Source organism: Streptomyces fradiae (genome assembly GCF_041270065.1).
GTDB lineage: Bacteria > Actinomycetota > Actinomycetes > Streptomycetales > Streptomycetaceae > Streptomyces.
Genome location: NZ_CP065958.1, coordinates 6044677 through 6062744 on the forward strand (window position 1 = coordinate 6044677; position 18068 = coordinate 6062744).

At 73.0% G+C, this 18068-nt stretch carries 13 protein-coding genes; 9 read left to right on the forward strand and 4 right to left on the reverse strand.

The window, feature by feature from the left end; translation table 11 throughout:
- Positions 1 to 232 precede the first annotated feature (232 nt).
- The 5 genes from JAO84_RS27640 to JAO84_RS27660 all read left to right on the forward strand — a co-directional run bounded on the left by JAO84_RS27640 (position 233) and on the right by JAO84_RS27660 (position 6837).
- A complete protein-coding gene (locus JAO84_RS27640) occupies positions 233 to 1000 on the forward strand; it encodes an NUDIX domain-containing protein (protein ID WP_370415247.1) in 768 nt (255 codons plus the stop codon).
- Positions 1001 to 1120: 120 nt separating this feature from the next.
- Positions 1121 to 2902 carry an ATP-binding cassette domain-containing protein gene (locus tag JAO84_RS27645; protein ID WP_370415248.1) on the forward strand — a complete coding sequence of 594 codons (1782 nt, stop codon included), beginning with the start codon at positions 1121 to 1123 and terminating at the stop codon, positions 2900 to 2902.
- Positions 2903 to 3008: 106 nt separating this feature from the next.
- Positions 3009 to 3947 (forward strand): FadR/GntR family transcriptional regulator, encoded by a 939-nt coding sequence (locus tag JAO84_RS27650; RefSeq protein WP_308404080.1) that lies wholly within the window; start codon positions 3009 to 3011, stop codon positions 3945 to 3947.
- A gap of 376 nt (positions 3948 to 4323) precedes the next feature.
- Positions 4324 to 5868 carry an RNA polymerase sigma factor gene (locus JAO84_RS27655; RefSeq protein WP_265864901.1) on the forward strand — a complete coding sequence of 515 codons (1545 nt, stop codon included), beginning with the start codon at positions 4324 to 4326 and terminating at the stop codon, positions 5866 to 5868.
- A gap of 150 nt (positions 5869 to 6018) precedes the next feature.
- Positions 6019 to 6837 (forward strand): serine protease, encoded by an 819-nt coding sequence (locus tag JAO84_RS27660; RefSeq protein ID WP_370415249.1) that lies wholly within the window; start codon positions 6019 to 6021, stop codon positions 6835 to 6837.
- 134 nt (positions 6838 to 6971) lie between these two features.
- Here JAO84_RS27660 and JAO84_RS27665 read toward each other — a convergent pair whose 3' ends face one another.
- Positions 6972 to 7202 (reverse strand): hypothetical protein, encoded by a 231-nt coding sequence (locus tag JAO84_RS27665; RefSeq protein ID WP_265864903.1) that lies wholly within the window; start codon positions 7200 to 7202, stop codon positions 6972 to 6974.
- 432 nt (positions 7203 to 7634) lie between these two features.
- On the opposite strand from JAO84_RS27665, the gene JAO84_RS27670 reads away from it, so the two are divergent.
- The 3 genes from JAO84_RS27670 (at position 7635) to JAO84_RS27680 (ending at position 12025) form a co-directional block, all read left to right on the forward strand.
- On the forward strand, positions 7635 to 9752 hold the full coding sequence (locus JAO84_RS27670) for a type IIA DNA topoisomerase subunit B (protein ID WP_370415250.1): 2118 nt from the start codon (positions 7635 to 7637) through the stop codon (positions 9750 to 9752).
- Between the two features lie 201 nt (positions 9753 to 9953).
- Positions 9954 to 10433, forward strand: coding sequence for a DUF485 domain-containing protein (locus JAO84_RS27675; RefSeq protein ID WP_265864905.1), 480 nt, complete (start codon positions 9954 to 9956; stop codon positions 10431 to 10433).
- A complete protein-coding gene (locus JAO84_RS27680) occupies positions 10430 to 12025 on the forward strand; it encodes a cation acetate symporter (RefSeq protein ID WP_370415251.1) in 1596 nt (531 codons plus the stop codon). Before JAO84_RS27675 ends, JAO84_RS27680 begins: the two co-directional genes overlap by 4 nt.
- 605 nt (positions 12026 to 12630) lie before the next feature.
- Here JAO84_RS27680 and JAO84_RS27685 read toward each other — a convergent pair.
- Both JAO84_RS27685 and JAO84_RS27690 read right to left on the reverse strand, forming a co-directional pair.
- Positions 12631 to 13326 carry a response regulator gene (locus tag JAO84_RS27685; protein ID WP_370415252.1) on the reverse strand — a complete coding sequence of 232 codons (696 nt, stop codon included), beginning with the start codon at positions 13324 to 13326 and terminating at the stop codon, positions 12631 to 12633.
- Positions 13323 to 14990: an ATP-binding protein gene (locus JAO84_RS27690; protein WP_370415253.1), complete on the reverse strand. Its 1668-nt coding sequence runs from the start codon at positions 14988 to 14990 to the stop codon at positions 13323 to 13325. Before JAO84_RS27690 ends, JAO84_RS27685 begins: the two co-directional genes overlap by 4 nt.
- Before the next feature lie 418 nt (positions 14991 to 15408).
- On the opposite strand from JAO84_RS27690, the gene JAO84_RS27695 reads away from it, so the two are divergent.
- Positions 15409 to 16476 carry a GTP-binding protein gene (locus JAO84_RS27695; protein WP_370415254.1) on the forward strand — a complete coding sequence of 356 codons (1068 nt, stop codon included), beginning with the start codon at positions 15409 to 15411 and terminating at the stop codon, positions 16474 to 16476.
- Between the two features lie 13 nt (positions 16477 to 16489).
- Here the strand turns inward: JAO84_RS27695 and JAO84_RS27700 are convergent, their stop codons facing one another.
- Positions 16490 to 18001 carry an FAD-dependent monooxygenase gene (locus JAO84_RS27700; protein ID WP_370415255.1) on the reverse strand — a complete coding sequence of 504 codons (1512 nt, stop codon included), beginning with the start codon at positions 17999 to 18001 and terminating at the stop codon, positions 16490 to 16492.
- Positions 18002 to 18068 lie beyond the last annotated feature (67 nt).

Sequence of the window (18068 nt, forward strand, 5' to 3'; positions counted from 1 at the left end):
GCTTGGGCACGGGTCCGGGCTGATGGACCCGGAAGGCGCCCACGGCCATCCCGTCCTCGGCTTCGATGTCGAGGCTGATCGAGCCGTGCTCCCCATGGAGCGGTGGGAGGGGCAGCATGCCCCGGATCGTGAAGCGGGGGAGGGGAGGGGGGAAGCCCCCCCGGGGAAGAAGTGGGGGCGGATCCTTCCGGCGGGCGTGTTTATCGTCAGGGAGACGACTATGATCGCGGGCATGTCTCCCTACGACCCGTCGGCCTTTCCGCCCTTCGCTGTCACCGTCGATCTGGTCGTCCTCACCGTGCGGCGCCATGCGCTGTGCGCGCTGATCGTGAGACGGGGGGAGGCGCCGTTCCAGGGGCGCTGGGCGCTGCCCGGCGGGTTCGTGCGGGACGACGAGGATCTGGACTCCGCCGCCGCGCGTGAGCTGGTGGAGGAGACGGGGCTCTGCGTGCACGACCCGGGGGACCCGGAGCCGGTGCCGGGGCACGGGGCGCACCTGGAGCAGTTGGCGACGTACGGGGCGCCGGACCGGGATCCGCGGATGCGGGTGGTGAGCGTGGCCCATCTCGCGCTCGCCCCGGACCTGCCGGCGCCGCGGGCCGGCGGGGACGCGCACAGCGCGCGCTGGGCGCCGGTGGAGGAGCTGCTCGGGGAGGACGGGACGGCGGAGCGGGAGGGCGAGCCGGTGCCGCTGGCGTTCGATCACGCGCGGATCCTGGCCGACGGGGTGGAGCGGGCCCGTTCGAAGATCGAGTACTCGTCGCTCGCGACGGCCTTCTGCCCGCCCGAGTTCACGGTCGGTGAGCTGCGCCGGGTGTACGAGGCGGTCTGGGGTGTGGCCCTGGACCCGCGCAACTTCCATCGCAAGGTGACCGGCACGCCCGGCTTCCTCGTGCCGGCCGGCGGGACCACGACCCGTCAGGGCGGGCGCCCCGCCCAGCTGTTCCGTGCTGGTGGGGCGACACTGCTGAACCCGCCGATGCTCCGCCCGGAGGTCTGACGGGCGGTCGCGGGGCCGCCCCGAGGCGCCAACCCTGCGCCAAAAGTCCGAAATATGGCGTTATCTTGCTGGGATAGCCGCCCTGCCGCGGAGCGGTCTCACCTACCCGCGAGAGAAGCGATGCTCCAGGCCATCGGACTCACCAGCACCCCCCGCCCGGGCCGCCCGGCCGTCGTGGACGACCTCACCTTCGAGGCCCGGCCGGGCACCGTCACCGCCCTGCTCGGACCGGCCGGCGCGGGCAAGACCACGGCCCTGCGCCTCATGCTCCAGCTCGAACCGGGCCGTGGCGTCACCTACTTCCGGGGCCGCCCGCTGCACCGCGTCGCCCACCCCGCCCGCGAGGTCGGAGTCCTGCTCGGCGACGTGCCCGGCCATCCCTCCCGCACCCTGCGCAGTCAGCTGCGCATGCTGTGCGCCGCCGCCGGGGTGCCCGGTTCGCGCGCGGAGGACATGCTCGGGGCCGTCGGCCTCACCGGCCTGCACGACCAGCGCGTCGGCACCCTCTCGCTCGGCATGGACCGCCGACTGGGCCTGGCCTCCGCCCTGTTGGGCGACCCGCACACCCTGCTCCTCGACGAGCCCGCCGCCGGACTCTCCGTACGGGAGAGCGCCTGGCTGTACGAACTCCTGCGCGCCCACGCCGACGAGGGCGGCACCGTGCTCTACACCACGGCCGACCCCAAGGACGCGGCCCGCAACGCCGACCGGGTCGTCACCCTCGACGGCGGGCGGCTCGCCGCCGACCAGGACGCCGCCGAGTTCGCCCGCACCCGCCTGCGCCCCCGGGTCGCCGTGCGCACCCCGCACGCCGCGCGGCTCGCCGCCCTCCTCACCCAGGAGTCGCGGTCCGCCCGGCGGCCGGTGGAGGTGGTGACCGAGGGCGGCAACCGGCTCTCCGTCTACGGCAGCGACTGCGCGACCGTCGGCGAGAGCGCCTTCCGCAACGGCGTCCTGCTCCACCGGCTCGCCGACGAGACCGGCGACACCCGAGAGACCCGCACCGCCCCTCACCCCCCGCACCCCCCGGAGCCCGCCGCGGCCGCGCCGGCGGAGCCCGTACCCGGGGAGCCCGCACCTACCGGCACCGAGCCCGCGCCCCGCGCGTACCGCAAACATCGCGCGCCCCATCGCTCCCCCCTGCGCCCCCTGCGCTACGAGATCCGCCGGCTGCTCGGCGTGCCCTCGACGCCGCTCGTCGCGGCCGGTGTTCTGCTGGTGTCCGTCACCCTCGCCGTACTGCTCGCGCGCAGTGGGCGCACGCCGCTGCCCGCCGTTCTGGCGGGCTGGCCGGGGATCTCGCCGCTGCCGCCCGCCGCGCTGGGGGCCGGGCTGCTCGGTGCCTTCTCCTTCGGCGAGGAGTACCGCTATCCGGCGCTCACCACCGGGCGCGGCGCGGTGCCGCGCCGGCTCGGGCTGCTGCTCGCCAAGCTGGCGGTCGCGGCGGGCGTCGGGGCGGTCCTCGCGGTGCTGGCCGTCGTGGCCGATCTGGAGGCCGTGCGGTTCGTCTACGGCGGTGAGTTGATCCCCGTACCGCACAACTGGCCCACCCTGTGTGCGAATTGGTTCGGCCTGGTGATCGGCTGTGCCTGGGCCGGGCTGCTCGGCGCCGGGGTGTTCCGGGCCGCGGCCGCCGGTGTGGCGGCGGTGCTCGCCGTGCCCGTGGTCTTCGCGCCGCCGCTGCAGCGGATGCTCGCGGGCGCGCCCCGCCGCTCGGTCGCCGGACTCCCGGCCCGGATCCGCGAGTTCGCCAGCGTGGAGTGGTCCTCGGCCGCCGACCGCTGGGTGATGGGGGCGCTGCGGGTGGTCGGGCAGCCCGTCGGGGTGGCTCTCACCCTGACGTTGACGGTCCTGCTGTGCGCCTATGTGCTCACGGGCCGTCACGGCAGGGCGCGTTGGTGATCACAATCGGACTGAAAGCTTCCGTTTCATCGGCAACTCCCTTGGAAATTGCCCGTAATGTCCGATAAATCGTCAATTGCCCAGGGGGTGCCGATCACCCTTTCGTGTGCTTTTCACCAAAGACCTCAAGGGGCACGGGAGCCACGCCGACAAAGGATGCGTGACTACCCTTGCGCACACGATGATGACCTCCGCCCGCCCCGTCGAGTCCGGCCTCGGCGCCCCGGGCGACCTCGACCGCTACCCCTACGCGGAGGCGCCCGGAGCCGACCGCGTCGGACCGCCCGTCTGGGAGGCGACGGAGGAGCTCGGCCGGGTCGGCCGCCGGGCCGCCGGCAGCCGCGGGCGCGGACTGCACGGCCAGCTCGTCCAGCAGCTCGGCCAGATGATCGTCTCCGGCGACCTCGGCGCCGACCGCCCCCTCGTCCCCGAGGAGATCGGCCAGCGCTTCGAGGTGTCGCGCACCGTGGTCCGCGAGTCGCTGCGCGTACTGGAGGCCAAGGGCCTGGTCAGCGCCCGCCCCAACGTCGGCACCCGGGTCCGTCCGGTCAGCGACTGGAACCTGCTCGACCCCGACATCATCGAGTGGCGCGCCTTCGGCCCGCAGCGCGACGACCAGCGCCGCGAGCTCAACCAGCTGCGCTGGACCATCGAGCCGCTGGCCGCCCGGCTCGCCGCCGGTCACGGCCGCGAGGACATCCAGCAGCGCCTCGCCGACATGGTCGAGATCATGAGCCACGCGTACGCGCAGGGTGACGGGATCACCTTCTCGCGCGCCGACGCCGAGTTCCACGCCCTGCTGATCCAGCTCGCCGGCAACCGCATGCTGGAGCACCTGTCCGGCATCGTCGGCGCCGCCCTCCAGGTCTCCGGCGCCCCCGCCACCGGCTGTGACCGGCCGAGCGAGAGCTGCCTCGCGCACCACGCCCGGATCGTCGACGCGCTGGCCGCCGGCGACGCGAACGGCGCCGAGGCCGCCATGCGGCAGCTGCTGACCGTCCACCCCGAGGAGGGGCGCGTCGTGCCGGCCCCGCGCGGGAACTGATCCGCCGACCGTGACCAGCAGCGCCGAGACGCACGCAGCGCGTGCCGCCGGACCCGAGCGGAGCCCGGGGACCACCGTCGTCCCCGGGCGCGCCGGGGTCGGGCGGCGCGATCTCGGGCCGTTCCGGATGTTTCATGGCGGATTCGCCGCAAATGAGGTGTGACTCGGGCCACGCGGATTGGGCGTAACACTCTTCGAAGCCGCGCGATGACCTAAGAGGTGACAGCCGAGGAAGGAATACAGCAGCCGCTCACGGCGCTGTGCAGTTCCCCGGTCCAGCCCGCGCCGTCGGCACATTCCCGGCCGACGGTCGTCGGTCCCAGCCTGATCCAGGGCGGGGCCGGAAGCCGTTTTCCATCGTTCCGAGAGGTTGTTCGTGTCGGCCAGCACATCCCGTACGCTCCCGCCGGAGATCGCCGAGTCCGAGTCTGTGATGGCGCTCATCGAGCGGGGAAAGGCTGATGGGCAGATCGCCGGCGATGACGTGCGTCGGGCCTTCGAGGCCGACCAGATTCCGCCAACCCAGTGGAAGAATGTTCTGCGCAGCCTCAATCAGATCCTCGAGGAAGAGGGTGTGACGCTGATGGTCAGTGCAGCGGAGTCGCCGAAGCGCGCCCGCAAGAGCGTCGCAGCGAAGAGCCCGGCCAAGCGCACCGCCACCAAGACCGTCACCGCCAGGACGACCGTGACGAAGACCGTCTCGGCCGCCACCGCGGCCCCGGCGGCCGAGAGCGCGGATCCGGCCGACGAGGCCGGGGCGCCGGCCAAGAAGGCCGCGGCCAAGAAGACCGCCGCGAAGAAGACGGTGGCGAAGAAGGCCGCCGTCAAGAAGACCGCCGCCAAGAAGACCGCGGCGAAGAAGGACGACGAAGAGCTGCTCGAGGGCGAGGAGCTGCTCGAGGACGTCGCTCCCGGCAAGGACGAGGAGGAGTCCGAGGGCGAGAGCAAGGGCTTCGTCCTGTCCGACGAGGACGAGGACGACGCGCCCGCTCAGCAGGTCGCCGTCGCCGGTGCCACCGCGGACCCGGTGAAGGACTACCTCAAGCAGATCGGCAAGGTCCCGCTGCTCAACGCCGAGCAGGAGGTCGAGCTCGCCAAGCGCATCGAGGCCGGTCTGTTCGCCGAGGACAAGCTGGCGAACTCCGACAAGATCGCCCCCAAGCTCAAGCGCGAGCTGGAGATCATCGCCGAGGACGGGCGCCGCGCCAAGAACCACCTCCTGGAGGCCAACCTCCGTCTGGTGGTCTCGCTGGCCAAGCGCTACACCGGCCGCGGCATGCTCTTCCTGGACCTGATCCAGGAGGGCAACCTGGGTCTGATCCGCGCCGTCGAGAAGTTCGACTACACCAAGGGCTACAAGTTCTCCACGTACGCCACCTGGTGGATCCGTCAGGCGATCACCCGCGCCATGGCCGACCAGGCCCGCACCATCCGTATCCCGGTGCACATGGTCGAGGTCATCAACAAGCTCGCCCGTGTGCAGCGCCAGATGCTCCAGGACCTGGGCCGCGAGCCCACCCCGGAGGAGCTGGCCAAGGAACTCGACATGACCCCGGAGAAGGTCATCGAGGTCCAGAAGTACGGCCGCGAGCCGATCTCGCTGCACACCCCGCTGGGCGAGGACGGCGACAGCGAGTTCGGTGACCTCATCGAGGACTCCGAGGCGGTCGTCCCGGCCGACGCGGTCAGCTTCACGCTGCTCCAGGAGCAGCTGCACTCCGTCCTCGACACGCTCTCCGAGCGCGAGGCCGGCGTCGTCTCCATGCGCTTCGGCCTGACCGACGGCCAGCCGAAGACGCTCGACGAGATCGGCAAGGTCTACGGCGTGACGCGTGAGCGCATCCGTCAGATCGAGTCGAAGACGATGTCGAAGCTGCGTCACCCGTCCCGCTCGCAGGTGCTGCGCGACTACCTCGACTGATCGCCCGTCCCGCCAGGGACGCGACAGGCGTACGAAGGACCCGGTTCCCCGTTCGGGGGGCCGGGTCCTTCGCGCGTGAGTGCGGGTGCGCGGTGGGCAGGCCTGGACGACGCTGGGTGAAAAGATGTCAGCGGAGAGTCAGGAGGCTTCATGCGTCGTCCCATCACCCGTGCCTTGACCGGAGTCCTGGGCCTGATCGCGGCGGCGGCCGGGCCGCTCGGCACGGCCGGGACCGCGCACGCCGACAGCGTCGTGGTCGGCGGGCAGCCGGCCGGGATCACCGAGTCGCCGTGGGTCGTGGCCCTGTCCAGCCGTGACCGGTTCGGGGGTACCCGGGCGGGGCAGTTCTGCGGCGGCGTCGTGGTGGCCCCCACCAAGGTGCTCACCGCCGCGCACTGCCTGGGCCGCGAGGTGCTCGGCGGGACGCCGGGGCAGCTGTCCGACTTCTCGGTGATCGCCGGACGCACCTCGCTGCGCGGGCACGGCGGCCGGGAGGTGCGGGTGGCGGACACCTGGGTGAACCCGGACTACGACCCGTCGACCAACTCGGGCGATCTGGCGGTGCTCACGCTCGCGAGGGCGCTGCCCGAGTCGTACGCGATCGAGCCCGCCCGCCCGGGCGACGCTGCGCTCGCGGAGGGCACGGCGGCCAACGTGTACGGCTGGGGCGACACGACGGGCAACGGGACGTACGCGATGTCGCTGCGCTCGGCGCGGGTGCGGGTGCTGCCGGACACGGCCTGCGAGCGGGCGTATCCGGGCGGCGACGGTGCCGCGTACCGCGGCGACACCATGCTGTGCGCGGGGGATCCCCGCGGGGGCCATGACGCCTGTCAGGGCGACAGCGGCGGGCCGCTGGTGGCCCGGGGCCGGCTGATCGGCCTGGTGTCCTGGGGGAGCGGCTGCGGGCAGGCGGAGAACCCCGGTGTCTACACCCGGGTCTCGGCGCTGCTGCCGCGGCACTTCTGAAGGCACGTACCAGAACGGCGCGTACGAGAACGGCGCGTACGAGAACGGGCGGCCACCCCCCTGAGACTGCGGGGGTGGCCGCCCGTCGGCCGGTCGTCAGGAACCGGCCCGTGGCTCGTCGGGGATGCGAGGCGTCAGTGGTCGTCGCCCTGGGTGCGGGCCGGCACGTCGGTGAGCCGGTCCGTCTCATCCTGTATCTCTGCGGCGATCTTCTTGAGTTCCGGCTCGAACTTGCGCCCGTGGTGGGCACAGAAGAGCAAGTCACCGCCGCTGACAAGGACGACACGCAGGTAAGCCTGGGCGCCGCAGCGGTCGCAGCGGTCAGCGGCCGTCAGGGGGCTCGCGGGGGTCAGAACAGTAGTCACGTCGCCTCTTCTCTAGCTCGACGAGCTGTCGTACCAGGGTCAACATCCAACCAGGCCGAAAACGTTCCCGCTCGTGGCTTTTCCTCGAAACTTTTTCCCAAGGTGGCTGTCTGCTGCCGGTTGGCGGCGAATGAGCCGTATTGCTTCGCTCTACGGGTTTCGCATTGCTGTGTGTGGTCGTGCCCTCCCGGCGGGTTGCCGGTTGTTCATGAGGACGTGCCCGGAGCCTAAATGGTTCATGCCTGGAAGGGAACGTGATGTTCGCGTCACCCCATCGAGGGATCGAACATCCATACGACTCTGGACTAGCATGAAGATTCAGGAGGGTGGCGTGACAACGGCTCTACCAGGGCTCTGTACCCTCTGAACCGGTGCGGGCCGCCGTGCCTTACCCACCGGGCCAGATTTCAAATTCAGCGAGGAGCGAACCGCGTGACCGCCGAGACGTCCGTGCCGTCCAGTGCGCTGCTGACCGCAGACCGTGACGGTTCCAACTACACCGCTCGGCACCTGCTCGTCCTCGAAGGGCTCGAAGCCGTCCGCAAGCGACCCGGCATGTACATCGGGTCGACCGACAGCCGCGGCCTGATGCACTGCCTCTGGGAGATCATCGACAACTCCGTCGACGAGGCCCTCGGCGGCTACTGCGACCACATCGACGTCATCCTCCACGACGACGGCTCCGTCGAGGTCCGCGACAACGGACGCGGCATCCCCGTCGACGTCGAGCCCAAGACCGGTCTGTCCGGCGTCGAGGTCGTCATGACCAAGCTGCACGCCGGCGGCAAGTTCGGCGGCGGCTCGTACGCGGCCTCCGGCGGTCTGCACGGCGTCGGCGCCTCCGTGGTGAACGCGCTCTCCGCCCGCCTCGACGTCGAGGTCGACCGCAACGGCGCCACGCACGCCATCAGCTTCCGCCGCGGCGTCCCCGGCATGTTCACCGAGCAGGGCCCCGACAGCCCCTTCGACCCGTCCGGCGGCCTCCTCAAGGGCAAGCGCGTTCCCAAGACCCGGACCGGCACCCGCGTGCGCTACTGGGCGGACCGGCAGATCTTCCTCAAGGACGCCAAGCTCTCCCTGGACACGCTGCACCAGCGCGCCCGGCAGACCGCCTTCCTCGTCCCCGGCCTCACCATCGTGGTCCGCGACGAGCGCGACCTGGAGGGCATCGGCAAGAGCGAGGAGACCTTCCGCTTCGACGGCGGCATCAGCGAGTTCTGCGAGTTCCTCGCCCAGGACAAGGCCGTCTGCGACGTGCTGCGCCTCACCGGCCAGGGCACCTTCAAGGAGACCGTCCCGGTCCTCGACGACCGCGGCCACATGACCCCGACCGAGGTCACCCGCGAGCTCGGCGTCGACGTCGCCCTGCGCTGGGGCACCGGGTACGACACCACGGTCCGCTCCTTCGTGAACATCATCGCCACGCCCAAGGGCGGCACCCATGTGTCCGGCTTCGAGCAGGCGATCACCAAGACGGTCAACGAGGTGCTGCGCTCGGCCAAGCTGCTGCGCGTCGCCGAGGACGACATCGTCAAGGACGACGCCCTCGAAGGCCTCACCGCCGTCGTCACCGTGCGCCTCGCCGAGCCGCAGTTCGAGGGTCAGACCAAGGAGGTGCTCGGCACCTCCGCGGCCCGCCGGATCGTGGCCACCGTGGTCGCCCGCGAGCTGAAGGCCTTCCTGACCTCCACCAAGCGGGACGCCAAGGCCCAGGCCCGCGCCGTCCTGGAGAAGGCCGTCGCCGCCGCCCGTACCCGGATCGCGGCCCGCCAGCACAAGGAGGCGCAGCGCAGGAAGACCGCCCTGGAGTCCTCCTCGCTGCCCGCCAAGCTCGCCGACTGCCGCAGCGACGACGTGGAGCGCAGCGAGCTCTTCATCGTCGAGGGAGACTCCGCGCTCGGCACCGCCAAGCTCGCCCGCAACAGCGAGTTCCAGGCGCTGCTGCCGATCCGCGGAAAGATCCTCAACGTCCAGAAATCCTCCGTCTCGGACATGCTCAAGAACGCCGAGTGCGGAGCGATCATCCAGGTCATAGGAGCGGGCTCGGGCCGCACCTTCGACATCGACGCCGCGCGGTACGGAAAGGTCATCATGATGACCGACGCCGACGTCGACGGCTCCCACATCCGCACCCTGCTGCTGACCCTGTTCCAGCGCTACATGCGCCCCATGGTCGAGCAGGGCCGGGTCTTCGCCGCCGTGCCGCCGCTGCACCGGATCGAGCTGGTCCAGCCCAAGAAGGGCCAGGACAAGTACGTGTACACGTACTCGGACAACGAGCTGCGGCAGACCCTGCTCGAGTTCGAGCGCAAGGGCGTCCGCTACAAGGACGCCATCCAGCGCTACAAGGGCCTCGGCGAGATGGACGCCGACCAGCTGGCGGAGACCACCATGGACCCCCGCCACCGCACCCTGCGCCGGATCAACATCGGCGACCTGGAGGCGGCCGAGCAGGTCTTCGACCTGCTCATGGGCAACGACGTGGCGCCCCGCAAGGAGTTCATCACCAGCTCCGCCGCGACCCTGGACCGCTCGCGCATCGACGCCTGACACCCGGGGCCGGACCCCGGCCCGCGCACACCTCCACCGGCCGGCCCGCCCGATACGACTTATCGGCGGGCCGGTCAGTCGTGCCCGGGGCCTCATCACCTGATGGAGTGAAGAAGGACGGGAGAAGAGTCCGGGATCCGCCCAGTCTGTCCATCCTTGGGCACGCGGCCGAAACGGTTCGCTGACAAGGAGAGTTCACCGGTGGAGAAGCACGACGGGAGCGGATCCGCGGAGGTGCGGATCGACGACCCCTGGTACGACGAGCTCGCCGCCGGCTGGGGCGAGCATGACGGGGACGGGACGCCGCCCGGCGCCGTCCCCCACCAGCAGGCCCCGGCCCCGGCCGACGGCCACAGCGCCGCGGACGTCTATCTGGAGGTCCAGCGGAGCCCCGCCTTCCAGGAAGTGCGCCGCCGATACCGCCGCTTCGTCTTCCCGGCCTCGCTCGCCTTCCTGCTCTGGTACCTGGCGTACGTCGTGGCCGCCACCGCCGCCCCCGGTCTGATGGCCCGCCCGGTGACCGGTGCGGTCAACGTCGCCATGGTCGCCGGACTCGGCCAGTTCGCCACCACCTTCCTGCTGACCTGGGCCTACGCCCGGCACGCCCGGCTGCGCCGGGACCGGGCCGCGCTCGAACTGCGCTGGGACACCCAGGAGATGACCCGGGGGGTGCGGCGATGACCGGAGACCACCAGACCCTGGCGCTGCTGCTGTTCAGCGCGTTCATCGCGGTCACCCTCGGCATCACCACCTGGGTCAGCCGCAACCGGCACGGCTCCGCCGAGGAGTTCTACGCCGGCGGACGGCTCTTCTCGCCCCTGGAGAACGGATTCGCCATCGCCGGCGACTACATGTCCGCCGCCTCCTTCCTCGGCATCTCCGGCCTCATCGCGCTCTTCGGCTACGACGGCATGCTCTACTCCGTCGGCTTCCTCGTCGCCTGGCTCGTCGTGCTCCTGCTGGTCGCCGAACTCGTCCGCAACTGCGGTCGCTTCACCCTCGCCGACGTCGTCGCCGCCCGGATGGCCGAGCGACCGGTCCGGATCGCCGTCGGCACCTCCTCCGTCGCCGTCTCCGTGCTCTATCTGGTGGCGCAGATGGTCGGCGCCGGCAGCCTGGTCGCCCTGCTGCTCGGCGGCACCAGCGACGCCGCCCGCGCCTGGACCGTGATCGGCGTCGGCGCGCTGATGGTCGTGTACGTGTCGCTCGGCGGCATGCGCGCCACCACCTGGATCCAGATCGTCAAGGCCGTGCTGCTCATGGCCGGCACCATCGCCCTCACCGTGCTGGTCCTGCTGCGCTTCCACTTCGACGTCGACCAGCTGCTCAGCACCGCCGCCGAACGCAGCGGCCACGGCCGGGACTTCCTCGCGCCCGGGCTGCGCTACGGCGGCGACTGGACCGCCCGGGTCGACTTCGTCAGCCTCGGCCTCGCGCTCGTCCTCGGCACCGCCGGACTGCCGCACATCCTCTCGCGCTTCTACACCGTGCCCACCGCGCGGGCCGCCCGCCGCTCCGTCGTCTGGTCCATCGCCCTCATCGGCGGCTTCTACCTGATGACGATCGTCCTCGGCTTCGGCGCCGCCGCCCTCGTCGGCCCCGACACCGTCCGCGCCTCCAACGCCGCCGGCAACACCGCCGTGCCGCTGCTCGCCCTCGACCTCGGCGGCGGGGCCGGATCCACCGGCGGCACCGTCCTGTTCGCGGTCGTCGCCGCCGTCGCCTTCGCGACCATCCTCGCCGTGGTCGCCGGCATCACCCTCGCCTCCTCGGCCTCCGTCGCGCACGACCTCTACGCCTCGCTGCGCCGCCGCGGGAGCGCCAAGGAGCACAGCGAGGTGGCCGTCGCCAAGCTCGCCGCCGCGGGCATCGGGGTCGCCGCGATCGGCCTCGGCCTGCTCGCCCGCGACCTCAACGTGGCCTTCCTGGTCGGCCTCGCCTTCGCCGTCGCCGCCTCCGCCAATCTGCCCGCGCTGCTCTACTCGCTGTTCTGGCGGCGCTTCACCACCCGGGGCGCGGTCTGGTCGGTGTACGGCGGCCTCGTCCCCGCCGTGCTGCTCGTGGTGGTCTCACCGGTCGTCTCCGGCAGCCCCGAATCGCTGTTCCCCGGCGTCGACTTCCAGCTCTTCCCGCTGCAGAACCCCGGGGTGGTCTCCATCCCGCTGGGCTTCCTCGCGGGCTGGCTCGGCACCGTGACCTCCCCGGAACCCCCGGACGAGGCCCGGCACGCCGAGACGGAGGTACGGGCGCTCACGGGCGCGGGAGCGGTCTGACGGCTCGCCGCGCGAGGCGTGTCGAGGCCGTCGGCTGACCCGCCGGGCCTGCCGCCTGCCGCCTGCCGGCGCGGCCCGGTCGGTGACCGCGCGCGCCCCGAGTGCGGTCACGCGCCGCAGCGCCACCAAGGGGAACGCGGATCGCGGTGATCGCGTCGGTGTCGGCGAGCGCACCGCGTGCGGCGAGCCGAGGCCTCGTCCGGCCCGCCGGACCTGCCGCCTTCCGGCGCGGCCCGGTCGGTGCCCGCGCGTGGCCCCGAGTCCGGTCGCGCGCCGCAGCGCCGCCCAGGGGAACGCGGATCGCGGTGACCGCATCGGTGTCGGCGGCGGCGAGCACACCGCGCGAGGCGTGTCGGCCGCCGTCTTCCGGCTCGCCGGACCTGCCGGAGGTGTCCGTCCCGGCGCGGTACGGCGCAGGCGCGCGGCCGGGGGACAAGGACGGCGCTCGCCTCGGTCTCGGCGCAGGCGCGCGGGCGGGGTAAAGGGGCGTCCGGGCAGCCGGGCGCCTCCCGGCCCGGCCCTCCCGGCCCCGGCCCTCCCGGCCCCGGCCCGGCCCTCCCGGCCCCGGCCCGGCCCTCCCGGCCCCGGCCCGGCCCCCCGGCGCCTCAGCGGGCCGTTGCCGGGCCCGCCCATGCGTAGCGGTGCTCGGGGCGGCCCGTCTCGCCGTACTTCAGGGAGAGCCGCACCCGGCCGGTGCGCTCCAGGAGCTTGAGGTAGCGCTGGGCGGTCTGGCGGCTCACCCCGGCCCGCTCGGCGATCTCCTGCGCCGACAGCGGCCCGTCCGCGGCGAGCAGCACCTGCCGCACCAGCTCGGCCGTGGTGGGGGAGTGGCCCTTGGGCAGGTCCGGGACGACGGGGCCGGCGGACAGGGCGCCGAAGATCCGGTCCACCTCGGCCTGTTCCGCCTCGCCGCCGCCGTCGAGGGTGCGGCGCAGCGCCGCGTACGCCTCCAGCTTGGCCCGGAGGCCGGCGAAGCCGAACGGCTTCACCAGGTACTGCAGCGCCCCGTGCCGCATCGCCGCCTGGACGGTCGCCACGTCACGCGCCGCGGTCACCATGATCACGTCGGTCTGGCGGCCGAGGGCGCGCAGCTCGCGTACCACCGCGAGACCGTTGCCGTCCGGCAGGTAGTGGTCGAGCAGCACCAGGTCCACGGCGGGCGCGGGCGCGGTCAGCGCGGCCAGCGCCTCCGCAGCCGAGTGGGCGACGCCGGCCACCCGGAAGCCCGGCACCTTGGCCACGTAGGCGGCGTTGACCTGGGCCACCCGTACGTCGTCGTCGACGACCAGGACGTCGATCACCGCGCCTCCTCCGGGGCCACCGGCGCGAGCTCGCCGTGCGCCTCGACGAGCGCGTCCGGCAGCAGCACGGTGAACTCGGCGCCGCCGTCCGGGCCGGTGCCGACCACGGCGCTGCCGCCCCGCCGCTCGGCGAGCCGGCGCACCAGCGGCAGCCCGAGGCCCCGCTTGCCGTGGGCGGGCGGCTCCTTGGTGCTCCAGCCCTCCGTGAAGATCAGCTCGCGCCGCTCCCCGGGCACGCCGGGGCCGCTGTCGCCGACCCTGAGGACCACCGCGCGGCCGTCGGCGCGCAGATCCACCTCCACGCGCGCGTGGGGAGTGCCGGAGGCGGCGTCGAGGGCGTTGTCGACCAGGTTGCCGACGACCGTGACCAGTTCGCGCGGGTCGACCAGGCGGTCCGGGAGCAGCGAGCCGGGCGCGACGCGCAGCGAGACGCCGCGCTCGGCGGCCACGGCGGCCTTGCCGACGAGCAGCGCGGCGAGCAGCGGGTCGTGGACCTTCTCGGTGACCTGTTCGGCCGTCGCCCGGTGCACGCCGACGACCTCGGTGACGAAGTCGGCGGCCTCGTCGTACATCTCCAGTTCGAGCAGTCCGAGCAGGGTGTGCATGCGGTTGGCGTGCTCGTGGTCCTGGGCGCGCAGCGCGTCGATCAGGCCGCGCGTGGAGTCCAGCTCGCGGCCCAGGCGTTCGAGTTCGGTGCGGTCGCGGAGGGTGGCGACGGCGCCGCCGTCGTGGGTGGGCATCCGGTTGGCGATCAGCACCCGGCTGCCGCGCACCGTGACCAGGTCCTCGCCGGTGGCCCGGCCCGCGAGCACCTCGGTGGTGCGGCCGGCGCCGAGTACCTCCTCCAGGGGGCGGCCGGTGGCCTCGGGGCCGATGCCGAGCAGCCGCTGCGCCTCGTCGTTCATCAGTCGGATCCTGCCCGCGCCGTCGAGCGCGACGACGCCCTCGCGGATGCCGTGCAGCATCGCCTCGCGCTCGGCGAGCAGCGCCGAGATGTCGGAGAAGGCCAGGTCGTGGGTGCGCCGCTGGAGCCTGCGGGAGATCAGATACGCGGCGAGCGCGCCGGCCGCCAGGGCGCCGCCGGCGTAGCGCAGCAGCCCGGGGATCGCCGCCACGAGCCGGTCGCGCACGCTGTCGTACTCGATGCCGACCGACACCGCGCCGACGATCTCCCCGCGCCGGTCCCGCAACGGCGCCTTGCCGCGCGCGGAGCGGCCGAGGGTGCCGCTGTCGATCTCCATCACGGCGTGCCCGGCGAGCGCGGCGCTGGGGTCGGTCGAGACGCGGCGGCCGATCTGGGCGGGGTCGGTGTGCGACCACCGGATACCGGCGGTATCCATGACGACCACGTACTCGGCTCCGGTGGAGCGCCGGATCCGCTCGGCCTCCGCCTGCACCGGGCCGTCGGGCGTCGGGCGGCTGGTCGCGAGGCCCGCGGCCATCTCCGGCGAGGCCGTGGTCTGCGCGATCGCCAGGGCGCGGCGCATCGCCTGGTCGTCCAGCTGCGCGCTCAACGGGGCCAGGAACAGCCCGGTGGCCAGCACCGTCACCCCGGTCGCGATCGCCAGCTGCATCAGCAGCACCTGCGAGAACACCCGCCGCGGCCACCCGATCCTGCGCCGGCGGCCGGGCGGCCGCGCGGGGGAGGACGGTGCGGGGCTCATGGCTGAAACGGTACGGGGACGGGGGCGCCGACCGGAAATGCGGCGCCCGCCGGGGCGGTGCCCGGCTGCGTCGCGGCGCGCTGCTGCCGCCCGGCCTTGACGGGACCGGCGGGCTTTTCAGGTGCGGGGGCGCGGTCGGCGGCCCTCGGGCAGGCACCGCGCCCGCCTCGGAAGGCTCCGACCTCGCGGTCCCGGCGGGATCGGTGGGTCTCCGTGCGCCGGGTCCGTTCCGCCGTCCGTGGAACACGGACAGGTCCGTGTCGCGGCGGGCCGGCTCGCCTCGTGTCGGCGCGCGGGCCCCGCACGCCGGGGCCTGCGGGCTCGGCTGAGACGGGGCGCAGAACACGGCCCCGCGCAGGCGCCCGCCTATTCTGGAGGCTTCGCAGGTGCAGGCATCGACGGCCCGGAGGCGTGACCCTTGACCAGCCAGCCCACCCAGCAGATTCCCGTCATCGTGCTGGCCGGGTTTCTCGGGGCGGGGAAGACCACCCTGCTCAACCATCTGTTGCGCAGTGCGCGGGGGACGCGGATCGGGGTCATGGTCAATGACTTCGGCGACATCGGGATCGACGCCATGACCGTGGCCGGGCAGGTCGGGTCCACGGTCTCGCTCGGGAACGGCTGTCTGTGCTGTGCCGTGGACGCGAGCGAGCTCGACGAGTACCTGGAGGTGCTGACCCGGCCCGAGGCGCGGCTCGACGTGATCGTGATCGAGGCGAGCGGTCTCGCCGAGCCGCAGGAGCTCGTGCGCATGCTGCTGGCCAGCGAGAACCGGCGGATCGTGTACGGCGGTCTGGTCGAGGTGGTCGACGCCGCCGAGTTCGCGGCGACCCGGGAACGGCACCCGGAGACCGACCGCCACCTCGCCGTCGCCGACCTCGTCGTGGTCAACAAGGCCGACGGCGTGGCGCCGGAGGAGCTGCGTGCCGTACGGGAGACGGTCACCGCCCTCGCCCCGCGCGGCGCCGTCGTCGAGGCCGCGTACGGGCGGATCGACCCCGAGCTGCTGTTCGACCGGGTGGTGCCCGAGGGCGAGATCGCCGGGCAGATGTCGATCGAGGACATCCTGTACGGCTCCGAGGACGAGGAGCACGCCCACCCGCACGCCGCCTACGACACCCTCTCCCTGAGCACACCGGTCCCGCTGCACCCGCGCCGGCTCATGGCGTTCCTGGACTCGCGCCCGGAGGGCCTCTACCGGATCAAGGGCTTCGTCGACTTCGGCGCCGCCGATCCGGCCAACCGCTACACCGTCCACGCGGTCGGGCGCTTCCTGCGCTTCCGGCCCGAGCCCTGGCCGGCCGGTGAGGAGCGGCTGACCCAGCTGGTCCTCATCGGCAGCGGCATCGACGCCGCCGCCCTGCGCAAGGAACTCGCCGGCTGCGAGCTGGACGGACCGGACGACGCACCCGACGAGCACAGCATGTGGGGCGTCCTGCGGTACGTGCCGCAGCCCGACGAGGAGCCGAGGGAAGACACGCCCTAGTGCGGGCCTGGGCCTAGACCCGCGCCCCGACCGGCGCCTCGCCCAGGTTCGCCAGGTGCGCGTCCAGGCCTTCGGCGTCCGGGCCCGCCCAGCCGACGTAGCCGTCCGGGCGGATCAGGAACAGGCCGGTGCCGTACGCCTCGTACGCCGGAAGGTGCGCCGTGCGCAGCGACGGGGAGGCGGGGAGAGGCGGGAGCGGGACGCCGACCGCGAGCAGGGTGAGGTGCGGGCCGCGGAAGAGGTCGAAGAGGCGGCCGGCTCCGTACGGACCGTCCGGGGCGCGGTCGCCCGCGCGCAGGGCGTCCTCGGGGAGACCGGGGCGGGTCTCCACGGACCAGGGCGAGTCCCGGTAGCCGAGGTCGAGCTGCTGGACCTCGGAGCCGCGCTGGGCCGCGCGGCCGGCGGTGCTCGCGCGGTGGAGGCGGGTGCTGAGGCCGAGGACGTCGGCGGCGACCGGCTGCCGTTCGGCCTCGTAGGAGTCGAGCAGCGCGGCCGGGGCGCCGTGCCGCAGCACCCGGCCGAGTTTCCAGCCCAGGTTGTAGGCGTCCTGGACGCTCGTGTTGAGGCCCTGGCCGCCGGCGGGGGAGTGCACATGGGCCGCGTCCCCGGCGAGGAAGATCCGGCCGTCCCGGAACCGGTCCGCCATCGCCGCCCGGGCCCTGAAGTCCGAGGACCAGCGGACCTCCGCCACGTCCTCCGGCGCCAGCGGGGTGCGGGCCGTGAGCAGCGCGCGTACCCCCTCCGGCGAGGTGTCCACGACCGCCGACTCGTCCTCGAACCCGGCCACGAGCTGGAAGAGTTCGTCACCGGGTTCGTCACGGGCTTCACCACCGGGCAGCGGGCACAGCGCCACGCCGCCGCCCGGCGCCGTGGCCCACAGATGCCAGTTGCCGCGGTCGACGACGGTGCCGGGCGCGAGCCGCACGTCCGCGACGAGCATCGGCCGCGGGTCGACGGTCTCCCCGGTCATCCCGATGCCGAGCGCGCGCCGCACGGTGGAGCGGCCGCCGTCGCAGGCCACCAGATACGCCGCCCGCACCGTCTCCCCGGTGGACAGCTCCGCCTCGACCGCGTCCCCGGTCTGCCGGAAGCCGGTGAGGGCCGTGCCGAACCGGACCGAGCCGCCCAGCTCGCGCAGCCGCTCGTACAGCAGCTCCTGGGTGCGGAACTGCGGGACGAGCAGCACGTTCGCGTACGGGACCTGCTCGGTCGGCTCCGAGCGGGCCATCATGTCCCACTCGCCCTGCGGCTCGGCGCCCTCCCAGCCGCGCATCAGCGGGTACGGCGCGCCCGCCGCCAGGACCGCGGGCAGCACGCCCAGGTCGTCGAGCACCTCCAGACTGCGCGGCTGCAGCCCCTTGCCCCGGGAGCCGGGGAAGAGGCCCTCGGCCTGCTCCACCAGCAGTGCGCGCACGCCCCGACGGGCGAGGTCGATCGCCAGGACCAGCCCGGTCGGGCCCGCTCCGACGATGACGACCTCCGTGTCTGCACCCGTGTCCGCACCCGTGTCCGTGCTCTTGTCCATGACCGTATCCCCGTCCTTAACGGTGTTAAGTTCCGACGTCCGGAGCATCTCCTTAACGCTGTTAAAT

Excerpts from the sequence above, each read along its gene's own strand:
- JAO84_RS27640 (WP_370415247.1), top strand. The coding sequence starts at position 233 with ATGTCTCCCTACGACCCGTCGGCCTTTCCGCCCTTCGCTGTCACCGTC.
- JAO84_RS27645 (WP_370415248.1), top strand. The coding sequence starts at position 1,121 with ATGCTCCAGGCCATCGGACTCACCAGCACCCCCCGCCCGGGCCGCCCG.
- JAO84_RS27660 (WP_370415249.1), top strand. The coding sequence starts at position 6,019 with ATGCGTCGTCCCATCACCCGTGCCTTGACCGGAGTCCTGGGCCTGATC.
- JAO84_RS27680 (WP_370415251.1), top strand. The coding sequence starts at position 10,430 with ATGACCGGAGACCACCAGACCCTGGCGCTGCTGCTGTTCAGCGCGTTC.
- JAO84_RS27690 (WP_370415253.1), bottom strand. The coding sequence starts at position 14,990 with ATGAGCCCCGCACCGTCCTCCCCCGCGCGGCCGCCCGGCCGCCGGCGC.
- JAO84_RS27700 (WP_370415255.1), bottom strand. The coding sequence starts at position 18,001 with ATGGACAAGAGCACGGACACGGGTGCGGACACGGGTGCAGACACGGAG.